Origin of the sequence: Labrys neptuniae, from assembly GCF_040797145.1 — a bacterium.
Classification (GTDB): Bacteria; Pseudomonadota; Alphaproteobacteria; order Rhizobiales; family Labraceae; genus Labrys; species Labrys neptuniae.
This window is the reverse complement of sequence record NZ_JBFNQD010000043.1, coordinates 1-1,429: the sequence shown is the minus strand read 5'-3', so window position 1 is coordinate 1,429 and position 1,429 is coordinate 1. Positions and strand designations below refer to the sequence as shown.

Below are 1,429 nucleotides of genomic sequence, written 5' to 3'. Positions count from 1 at the left end.
CTAGCACTACTTTGGCAGATTAAGTGCTTGTTAAGTTATCTGATCAATGCTGATCGCTTGAGGAGGGTCCCGAGCGATGGCAGAGGCGGATGTTACGCTGACGGAGTGGCTAAAGCCGTTCGTTGAAGAGCTGGGGCATAAGAGGCGTCGCCAGATGTGCCCGCTCTACATTTCCGGCTTGATCGGCCCGGGTGAACGCAAAAGCATGGAGCCGATGGCGGAACGCCTGGCGCTGGCACAGTACGACCGGCTGCATCATTTTATCTCGGATGGGATGTGGGATAGCGCGCCGCTGGAGGCAGAACTGGCGGTGCAGGGCGACCGCCTGGTGGGCGGGAGCGATGCCTTTCTGGTGATCGACGACACCAGCCTGCCGAAGAAGGGCGAGCATTCGGTCGGGGTGGCGCCGCAATATGCTTCGATGCTCGGCAAGCGTGCCAATTGCCAGACTCTGGTCTCGCTGACCTTAGCTCGCGAGGAGGTTCCCGTTCCAGTCGGTCTGCGGCTGTTTCTGCCAGAGAGTTGGACCAGTGACCTGGAACGGATGGCCAGGGCCGGCGTTCCCGAACCCAACCGCATCGCCCGCACCAAGCCCGAGATAGCGCTGGATGAGGTCGACCGACTGATCGCAGCGGGCCTGCGGTTCGGCACCGTGCTTGCCGATGCCGGCTATGGACTGTCGGCTCCCTTCCGCCAGGGCCTGAGCGCCCGCGGGCTCAGTTGGGCCGTCGGCATTCCCAAACACCAGAAGGTCTATCCGGCCGATGTCTCCTTGATCTTCCCGGTCGCGGGCCAAGGTCGGCCGCGCAAGCATCCCATCCCCGATACGCTCTCGATCGCAGCCGAGGAGGCTTTGCTGCAGACGAATTGGAAGAGGGTAAACTGGCGGCGCGGTACGAAAGCGCCTCTGGCGGCCCGCTTCGCCGCCTTGCGCGTGCGCGTCGCCGATGCCAACCCCCAGCGCATCCTCGACAAGGGACAACAACATATGCCGGGCGAAGAGGCTTGGCTGGTCGGGGAATGGCGCTCCTCAGGGGAGCGCAAATATTACCTGTCCAATCTACCCCTCGAAACGCCTCTCAAGGCCCTGGCGGGCGCCATCAAGGCGCGGTGGGTGTGCGAACAGGCTCATCAGCAGATGAAGGAAGAACTCGGTCTCGATCATTTTGAAGGACGATCCTGGCAGGGCCTGCACCGCCACGCCCTCATGACTATGATCGCCTACGCCTTCCTGCAGCATCGGCGTCTGCAACAGCAAGAGGACGCGGGGAAAAAAACGAACGAGGGAAGGACCGCCCCAACCAACCCTCCCAGCCATCAGGCGCGCTGTCATCAAAGCACTATACCCGATCAAATCCTTCCATCGATGTCCCAACTGCCGCATCCGCTTCAGCGGAGCGTCTCCTTGAATCTGCCAAAGTAGTGCTAG

The 1,429-nt window shown here is 61.7% G+C and carries 1 protein-coding gene; it reads left to right on the top strand.

Features of this window, described 5'->3' with window-relative positions:
* Nucleotides 1-76: 76 nt before the first annotated feature.
* Nucleotides 77-1,423, top strand: a complete 1,347-nt coding sequence (locus ABXS05_RS34835) for an IS701 family transposase (protein WP_149249049.1) — start codon at nucleotides 77-79, stop codon at nucleotides 1,421-1,423.
* Nucleotides 1,424-1,429: the final 6 nt, after the last annotated feature.